Genomic DNA, 9,237 nt, shown 5'->3' on the forward strand with positions numbered 1-9,237 from the left:
ATCTTGACAGGATGAAATAATCGTCGTTATTATGTCAGAGGAAACGCACTTTTCATATTAAACGAAGGTACAATCCTAGAAGTTTGCAAAAATTGCCAGAATATGCTTAACTTTGGTGGATTTGACGTTGAAATTGCTGATTAGCAGTTGTAATTGTTGTATTTAAGCATACGACTCCGGCGACAAACTAGGGTTTTAGATTTTTTTTGGACGTAAAAAAAGTAGATGTACCCTCGAGAAAACCCTTAAGTTGGGTATAAAAATAGTAGAATTACAGACTTTTACTATTTTAACTAAACCTTGTTTTATTTGTAACACTAGGTAAGAACCCGGTTCTTCTAACCTAAGAATGATCATGCCTGCTAACTAAAGGATGACCTGTGGAATTGCGAGTAACACAGGTTATTGACTCTGTTTGAAGATATACTGCACCAACTGTTTCAAGTACAGAATAATTTAACAAGCCTGTCACAACAACCCTATCAGTGCAAAGAGAGCCATTGTTTATGCACTTCCATCTAGGGATAGAACTTTTATTGGCAAAAATTTACAATCTACTTTAAAAATTTTTGCTTACATTGAACTTAATCATCTCGCTTTTCACTATCCGTGGTGAAATACTTTATGGCATCTCCAGCCGAAATTTCTTATTTAGATAAAAATATAAATCTATCTGAAAAAGTTTTTCAACATTTTCAGCAAACTAAAGATTTGGTTAACCACAGCGTTCACTCTCTAACTCAATCAGCAAAAGCTTTTGGGGAGTCTTGGAAGCAAACAGCAACTCAAGCCACTAGTCAGGCTGTGGATACAGTTACGACAAATTTTGGGCAAGCTAAAGCTTCTTTACAAGAAACATTGCAATCTGCTGAGCAGGTAAAGAGTACAACATCGGCGGCAGTTCAAACAGCAATTTCTTCTTCGGTGGTTGATTGGTTTGAGCAACACCCTACACTTATGCGGCTAGTTCAAATTCTTGGTTGGGCGGTTAACCATCCAATCATCAGTTTAGTGATTCTGGTTTTTGCTCTTGCTATCGTTTGGAGTCTGATCAAGGCAATTGGTCGTATAATTGAGTCAGCTAGTTTGTCACTTTTGCAAGTTCCTTTCAAATTACTTCAAGCTTTTGTGAAGATTAGCTTTTTATTATTTACCAACGTGAGTACCTTGGCTGTTAAACAACTTACTGATACAAAAATAAGTGATAATATCCCAACTTTACTGCCTGTAGTTTCTCCACAAATTCACAACGATAAGCAGCAAAGATTGGTAGAAATTTCTACTCGGCTGGAGGAAATTCAAAAAGAACAGAATCAACTTTTACAAGAAGCAGCAGCGATTTTGGCTTCAGAAAAAATTGATGTGTCAGAAAAAATAGATGTGGAAGTATCGTTTAAGCAGTATGCGGAGTTGGGGGTAGATTTAAATAATACTCAATCACTTTGAAAGTTTATAACGTCTTTAGTACACCTTTACTTAAGTAAGGTAAAGTATATTTGTACACTCATTTTTTCTTTAATTGATGAAAAAATATAAGCAAGGGGAATAACATATTTTTAATGGAAAAATTTAAAAATTATTAAAAGTTCACATTATTTAAAATTTTGCTATTTTTAAAAGCAGGTAGGAGACACATGGGCGAAAATTTCGTCCAGTTCTATAGTGACTTATTGGCACCGGAATTGCTCGCCCAGCAAACAGCTTGGGCATCTTCCCCTGCCAGGATACCTGAGCCGGGAAGATTAGCCTGAAAAAATAAATACATAGGTAGAGTAAAAATTCCGCAATGGCACTATAGTCAAAAACCCAGCCGACGAAACTAAATTGAGAAAGAGGTAGATCGCAATGAATCCAGACAACAAGATATCGCCAGCTTTCGAGCCGTTTCTTGCCGAGATGGGGCAGGATGACAAACGGGATGCAATTGTGATCTACAAAGCACCGCCCTTTGAAGGTTTGCCGCCACGGGGTCGTCTGCGCGAACTACAAAGGAGGATGTTTCAGGTTCAACAGCAGGCGGCGATCAAAGTAGCTGCAGAAATTTTTGAGGATTATCACGAAGCTAGTCACGACCTTGGATATGATGATGAACCTTTAGCAGTTTCTACCATCGGTTCTGGCGCATTGCCAATGGCGACGGTTGAAGTGACTCCCAAGACCCTAGAAGCCTTGGTGGAACAACCGAATATCGTTGCTATTTTGCCCAATCAAAAAATTCATTTGATCCAACCTCGAAAAACTGAGTATTCTGAGCTATTTGCTGAGGAAAACAAAGACAACGTTACCTGGGGTTTGAAACAGCTTGAGATTCCTAAATTATGGGAGACAACCACGGGTGAGAACATCAATGTGGCGGTGCTAGATACAGGCGTGTTTGCTGCCCATCCAGCACTTGAAAAACGAGTCAAAGAATTTGTGGTCATTGATCCCCTTGGTAGGCGGATTAAAGCCGATCCAGCTTTTGACAGCGGACAGCACGGTACTCATGTTTGTGGGACAATCGCTGGAGGTAAGACTCCAAAAGGTCTCTCTATTGGCGTTGCGCCGCAAACTAATTTGCTCGTTGCTGGCGTGCTGATCGGAGATACGACCTTGCGAACCTTGTTGGAAGGTATTTCTTGGGCGATCGAAAGAGGGGCAGATATTATTAATATGTCCCTCGGTTTGAGTTATTACGAACCATTGTTTGCTGAGGTACTTGACATACTGGTGAAGCAGTATGGTATTTTACCTGTAGTAGCGATCGGCAATGAAAACCACGGTAATACTAGCTCACCTGGTAACGCTCATAATGCCTTCAGTGTGGGTGCAATAGAAAAACTGCCAGACAACAAGGTTGATGTCGCATTCTTCAGTAGCGGGGCTAGCCTCGTGTTTCCTGGAGACGAGCCAAATGGTGTGGTAACAAAGCCAGACGTTGTTGCCCCAGGTGCTCAGGTTTACTCCTGTATACCGCCGACGAAAACAGCTCACGGAACCTACGAATACAACTATATGGATGGCACTTCTATGGCAACTCCACATGTTGCAGGTGTTGCAGCTTTATTAATGGCAGCTAAGCCAACAGCATCTGTAACAGATATCATTAATGTATTGAAGGAAACGGCAAAACATCCTCAGGGAAATGGTCGTCGCCCCGATAACCGATGGGGTTGGGGTTTACTCCAACCCCTGGAAGCCTTAAGTGCTCTTAGTAGTTGAGGGCAACCAGGGGATTGCATCATGTATCACAACAACACAATTAGCAAAAACAAGATCAGTTCTGAGTTTGCGTGTCGGCTCAATAATCTAGCGCCTCAGCAGAAGGTCTGCATCATAGTATTCTTGAAGCTAGAAAATCTTGATAAGCCGATTAACTCGCGGCAGTCGCGTATTGAGCGCAAAGCCGCTATGGAAGGGATACGCAACTCAGCCAAGCAAGCTCTAGGCTACATACACAAAATCATACAGGACTTCGGAGGCAAACAGTTAGCCGATAGTCCTGATGCACTAGGCTCGATTCCTGTTGAAATCTCTGCTGCTGGTGTGGAAGCTCTTGCTGAATCGGACGCGGTTAAAGCTGTGGTGGAGGAACAGGAAATTGTTCCTGCAAACGATACCAACAGATTCTATCTTCAAAATCTTGAGTGCTAAAGAAAGCAACCCCTGTTTTGCCCAGTACCTGTAGCAGATAGCTCAGGTATTAGTTTTTATTATAAACGCTCTGAGAAATTTTCAAAGCGAACAGGAGACAATTTGGTAATAATTTCGTCTTCCATTCCAAAGACCCAGTTGGCAAAACGCTGTGCTAAAGGTGGCACAAACACAAGGGGATTGCTGAAACCAGAAAAAACATGAACGCCTTCGCGTGGAATGAGACCAATCAAGGGGAGTGCATCATTACTAAATGACACCAAACAATGGTGCCAAGTTCCTGGTAAGTTGCCTAATTTATGGAAACTTTTTCTAATGCTTGCTCGTAACGCCGCTTCACTTTGCTCTGAGTTTACATTAGCGTGAGGATCGCTCTTGGCGCGGCTCACTTGACCAAAGCGAAAGCTACCATCTCGAAATTGAACTGCGCCTGTATCTATGATAGGTGGTACTAGCTCAAGACCTGGTTGTTCCCATAATTGGTCATTTTTAGTGGACTCTGCTTCTAATTGGAACCGTTTGAGATTCGCTGGCATAACTAGGGTACGCAGTTGCACATCCACAGGTGGAGTTTCAATCATTTCTGCGTGCGTGAAATACAGCTTGATAGAAATGCCAGATGATTTGAGTAGCTGTCGGCTGAGTCCACCAGCACACACTACAGTGTTAGCACCGTAGTATATCTCTTTTGTTGTCTTAACTGCCTTTTGCAGTATTTGTAAAACTTGGGTAATCTCCATTTCACCCCCAGCACGCACAAACGCATCAATATAAGCTTGGGTGGTTTTTTCGGGGTGGATATGACCATGTTTGACAGTTAAAGCACCTGCGATCGCCTCCTGATTCAACAGAGGTTCCAATTCACAGGCTTCTTTTATACTAAGTAATTTGGGAGGGATAGCAAAACGAGTGTAGGACGCCGCCACAGCTTCTGGATCAGCATCGGCGGAAATCGTCAACAATAAGTCTAGCTCCCTCAACTCAGTATCGGCGTCCAACTCTTGGGACAAAATGCGGTGACGTGCCCGTCCTTCGTCGCATAGTTGGCGAGTGAGTGGAGTGGTACCAGACCAAAAGGCTAAACCACCATAACTATAACGAGTCGCGTTATCTGGCGTTGCATTTTGCTCTAACAAAAGCACTTTACAACCTTTTTTCGCCAGTTCGTAGGCGATCGCAGCACCCGTAATCCCAGCACCAACAACAATCCAGTCGTAGGTTTTCATTGAATATCTTTAATTAATCTTTACTTAGAGGCTCAAAAGATATTTTCCCTCTTTGGTGCTACCCCAACCAATTTGATTTTGAGATTGTTAGGCGATCGCAACTATTTCCCAACAGTATACGTGATGACCTTTCTATTTGAATAGCGATTTGATGGAGCACCTGGACGTCTACCTTCGGTAGGCACGACCTGTGAGCCTGGTGTTGATAGTAAAGTTAAGCTACGTGATGATTCTGGTGCTGCTACTCTCGCTTCACCCGTTCTTAACGCGATTAACGTGACATTTGCTTGATTATTAAAAGAGTATTTCGCAGAACCACGAATCAAAGTACTCGCAAATTTTTGATTTCCTTCAAAATTAGAATCTTTGAATTCACTGCTGAACGTCACATTTTCGCTTTTCTGACTTTTCAAAAAATTATCTTTTCCAGAACTGTTTAATTTTCCGGAAACAGAAAAGAATACTAAACGGCTTTTTTTTATGCTATTCGGGTCAGATAATAAATTCGTAAGAAAGTCTTTGAGCTTTCTTTCAGGTACATCAGATGTGTCGTATAAAGAAAACGAAATATCTCTAACTGCACTAACACTCTCTATCTGTTGTGGAGCATATATCGATGTTTCTAAGTCTAGAGCCGACGTGAAATTGAAAGACAAATTGTTACCAGGAGCTACAAGGAAATTACCAACAATAATTGCATGAGTTTCTGCAAATCCAAAATAATTTTTATTTTCACCATAAGCTGAACTCGTAGCAAAAGTCAATGCTTCTGTCTCGCCGGTTTCTACGACTGCATCATTGTGAACAGTCGCCGTAGTACCGTCCGCAGAAGCTGAGGTATTCGCCTGATTGTCGCTATCAACAGAGGAAAACTTTTGACTAAAGTTTGTTAAGAATAAATCTCCATAAGACAGGGCAAAAGTAACAGACTGACTGGGTGACACTGAGGGCGCAGAAGTAGCTATGCTTGGAGTTGGCATTATAAAAAACCTCTTTGTAAGTTTCTGATTGAGCTTGACACAAATTATAGAAATTGTCTCAAGCTCAGTCTAGCTAATTTGACTGAGTCGTTGGGCATAATCAAAATCTACACACTGCACTATTTAATTTTCGGAATTCTCAGGATGATTTTGCCCTATTTACATGGAATTTTTCCTAGCCCTCCTTGCTTAGGATCTTGAGGTGAGTGCGTCTTTAGCCAGAATAGAGTAAATTGAGTTTTGAGTACATCCCCTTTAACTCAATCCTCAACAGTTAACTTGATGACCTTGACTTCGTAAGAGCGCCCTAAAATATTTTCTCTCAATCTACCTTTGTTGGCTATAGCCAGTAATGCCAAAAATAACAGTAAAGCTAAACTCGTTGAAGGTTCAGGTGCTGTTACTCTCGCTTGACTTCTCCGTGTTGCGATTAAAGTGACATTGGCTGGATTATCAAAATAGCGTTGGAAAGAACCCGCAAAAGAAGCGTTAGCAAATTCTTGATTTCCTCCAGAAATAACATCCTTAAAATTATTGCTTAAGTTAATATCTTGGCTATTTTGAGTGAGAATAAAATCATCACCAACCGTGGTGACATTCCCAACAATAGAAAAGAAGGAAAAAGGGTTTATGTTAATACTGCTTGGGTTATCTAACAAATTAGCAATAAAGCCTGGAAGAGCTTGTTCAGGTATATCTGAAGTATCGAAGAGAGAGAAAGCAATGTCTCCATTAGCTTGGGCATTTTCTGCTGAAGGTGCATCTATTTCTGTTCCTAAGTTTAGAAAAGAGGAGAAGTTGAAAGCAAAAGTTTGACCAGCACCTATATCAAAATTGCCAATAATTTCTGAATCAGTTTTTACGAATCCTGTGTAATTTCTTCCCTCACCACTTACTGAGCTTACAACATCAGTAAATACTTCTTGCGGAAAATTTGTTGTATCTACTACTGGATTATTTTCTAACTCTACAAAATCATCCTTCCCCAAGGTAATACCTTCAGTTTCAGCATTATTGTCACTATCAAATTCTGTGAAAAGAACTCCACTAAAATTTGTAAAACTTAAATCTCCGTCAGAAAAAGCAAAAGTTGCAGCCTGGCTGGGTAAGCTGAAGAGTACAGAAGTCGCTACCAATGGAGTAAACAGGAGTGAAAACCGCTTGGCAAATCCCAGATATTGCTTCATAAGATTCTCTTATGTATGATTGACTTGATGCTCTACCTTGCTCACTTAACTGACTTGTTAAGTAATTAAGAAAATATACAAAAGCAATGACCACAATTCCGTAATTTTCAGGCTGCTTTTTAATTCTGACTCCTGACTCCTGACTCCTAAGTTCTAGTATATGTCGCCTGCAAACGGCTCAAAAGATACTCTCCTGCAAGAATAGGCGGATAAATGGGTGATTTATCCCTTTGACAGCTTTCCAGACAAACAATTTCTGTATCATCATTAGGATGACAGAAAAATGCTACAGAATATCTAGACTGCTTTACCGTATCATCATTAGGAATCATCACCCGATGCTTTGTTGAGCAAAACACATGGTTTGTCCAGCGTTCCATTAAATCGCCAGTGTTGACTATGACAGTATCAGGAATTGGTGAAGCTGCAATCCACTCACCTGACGCTGTTCGTACTTCCAATCCCCCAACTTCATTTTGAAACAGCAAGGTGATGCTACCATAGTCGGAATGTTCACCAGCGCGAACCTGTTTTAGTTTAGGTGGCTGCGACAAAGGTGGATAATGCAGCAGTCGCAAGGTATGATTTTGCTGGTTATGATTTGTAGGAAAAAAATCTGCTGGTAATTCTAAAGCTAAGGCAAACGCTTGCAACACCTTGTTAGCAAGTTGTGTGCAAGCTTCATAGAAGGTGAGAATGTCAGGGTTTTTTGCAGGAGGAGCTAAGGCAGCGGATTTAGCGGATAATTTATCTGTTACATCTATATCTGTTGCCTTTGTACTAATATTAAACGCCTCTTTCAAGTCTCCTGGGTTATTAGGGTTAAGGCGTTCTCTCTCAATCCCAACGTAACCTTGATTGCTAAATTCATCACTCCAAGCTAGCTGCTGCTTCACCGCTAAAGGTAAATCAAAAAAGTCTTTGCTTTGTTTTAGCACTTGTCTAATCAAGTCATTAGAGATACTTGTATTTTTTAAGTACATAAATCCAATTTCATGACAAGCTTGATAAATTTGCTGAATTATGGTTTGCCTAGCTGTTGCATTGCCGCTGGTGAAGAGAGAAAAATCAATGACTGGAATTTTCACCATACTATTTTGTTATTGGTTGTTACTTATAGCGCTTTTCATTTCAGTGAGGTACACGGGTAGGGGCACGGCATTGCCGTGCCCTTACGACTGTACTTCACCCGGTTGAAAAAGGCTATATTTAATAATGAACATATTGAATAAAATTTTTACAAAAGTCAATTAATGTGAAAATGAAACCACAGATAAATATAAATAGACACAGAGAAGTCATCTGTGTTTATCTGTGTCCATCTGTGGTTTAAATACTAAAGATAAACTTTGATAATCAGTCTAATTTTTAATTTGGAATAGTTAGCGGAGAAATTAAATTTGCTCAAGATTCAACAAGTAGAGACAGATGAACATAGATGTCATGTACGAGAACTGTTTTGGGAAAATCTCAGTTCGACTAACTTGATGATTATCCATGAATTTGGCATCAGTTCTGATGTCAGTGCAATTTTAGAGCAAGATATGGCGAAACTTCAACAATTTGCACCACCACAAGGAAGATTGCTGCTAGGAGAATATGAAACCAAGATAGCAGGTTGTGCTTGCTTGCGAAAAATTGGTGAGGATGTAGGCGAGATTAAAAGGATGTATGTTAGACCAGAGTTTCGTAGGAAAGGAATAGGTCGGTCTTTATTACAAGCTATTATCCATGAAGCTAAGCAGATAGGCTATTCAAAAATCCGCTTGGATACCGCCCCTTTTGCAAAAGCAGCACAGGCGCTTTATCGTAGCCTTGGATTTCAGGAGATTGAGCCGTATCCTGAAAGTGAAATTCCTGAAAAATTTCGTCCGTCTTGGGTATTTATGGAGTTAGTTATCAAAATCTATGAACAATACCTTCGCCAAGATTAGAAGAGTATTGAACTACACCTTTCCAACTGCTTACCTCCTAAGAAACACATTTTCAAACCCTTGTACAGTAAGGCTTTTAAAGATTGAAGGAAAATGTGTTTCTTTCATTTTTCACTAGCGATCGCCGCTAGTGAAAGGCTCAGATCTTGCACCCTTCGGGTTTGCCAGTCCCCGCTTGTTGGGAAACTCGCCTGCTTTCTCGCTTACTCACCATTCTCAATCAGAGCCAGAGGCTCTAATATCTCGTTACCAGGTTGAACCTGGTAACGAGGGTTTG

Annotated in this window: 8 protein-coding genes; 4 read left to right on the forward strand and 4 right to left on the reverse strand. The window is 40.6% G+C overall.

All coding sequences use genetic code 11. The features are described 5' to 3' along the window. The first annotated feature begins 624 nt into the window (after nt 1-624). From AACT52_RS34170 to AACT52_RS34180, 3 genes are all read left to right on the forward strand, one after another. Nucleotides 625-1,446, forward strand: a complete 822-nt coding sequence (locus tag AACT52_RS34170) for a hypothetical protein (RefSeq protein WP_073628307.1) — start codon at nt 625-627, stop codon at nt 1,444-1,446. 399 nt (nt 1,447-1,845) lie between these two features. Further along, nucleotides 1,846-3,201 carry a S8 family serine peptidase gene (locus tag AACT52_RS34175; protein ID WP_198940840.1) on the forward strand — a complete coding sequence of 452 codons (1,356 nt, stop codon included), beginning with the start codon at nt 1,846-1,848 and terminating at the stop codon, nt 3,199-3,201. Nucleotides 3,202-3,222: 21 nt separating this feature from the next. Further along, on the forward strand, nt 3,223-3,633 hold the full coding sequence (locus AACT52_RS34180) for a hypothetical protein (protein WP_073628311.1): 411 nt from the start codon (nt 3,223-3,225) through the stop codon (nt 3,631-3,633). A 59-nt stretch (nt 3,634-3,692) separates the two neighbouring features. On the opposite strand, the gene AACT52_RS34185 is transcribed toward AACT52_RS34180, so the two are convergent. The 4 genes from AACT52_RS34185 to AACT52_RS34200 all read right to left on the reverse strand — a co-directional run bounded on the left by AACT52_RS34185 (nt 3,693) and on the right by AACT52_RS34200 (nt 8,117). After that, on the reverse strand, nt 3,693-4,859 hold the full coding sequence (locus tag AACT52_RS34185) for an NAD(P)/FAD-dependent oxidoreductase (protein WP_073628313.1): 1,167 nt from the start codon (nt 4,857-4,859) through the stop codon (nt 3,693-3,695). A gap of 101 nt (nt 4,860-4,960) precedes the next feature. Then, complete coding sequence (locus AACT52_RS34190) at nt 4,961-5,839, reverse strand: hypothetical protein (protein ID WP_073628315.1); 879 nt, start codon at nt 5,837-5,839, stop codon at nt 4,961-4,963. Between the two features lie 260 nt (nt 5,840-6,099). Further along, entirely contained in the window at nt 6,100-7,026 is a 927-nt protein-coding gene (locus AACT52_RS34195) for a hypothetical protein (RefSeq protein ID WP_073628317.1), read from the reverse strand. A gap of 146 nt (nt 7,027-7,172) precedes the next feature. After that, the gene (locus tag AACT52_RS34200) at nt 7,173-8,117 is read right to left on the reverse strand and encodes an isopenicillin N synthase family dioxygenase (protein WP_073628319.1); all 945 of its coding nucleotides are present in this window, start codon (nt 8,115-8,117) and stop codon (nt 7,173-7,175) included. Between the two features lie 309 nt (nt 8,118-8,426). Here AACT52_RS34200 and AACT52_RS34205 point away from each other — a divergent pair, with 309 nt between their 5' ends. After that, nucleotides 8,427-8,960, forward strand: coding sequence for a GNAT family N-acetyltransferase (locus AACT52_RS34205; RefSeq protein WP_073628321.1), 534 nt, complete (start codon nt 8,427-8,429; stop codon nt 8,958-8,960). Nucleotides 8,961-9,237 lie beyond the last annotated feature (277 nt).

Source organism: Scytonema sp. HK-05, assembly GCF_963872035.1.
Taxonomy (GTDB): domain Bacteria; phylum Cyanobacteriota; class Cyanobacteriia; order Cyanobacteriales; family Nostocaceae; genus Kalymmatonema.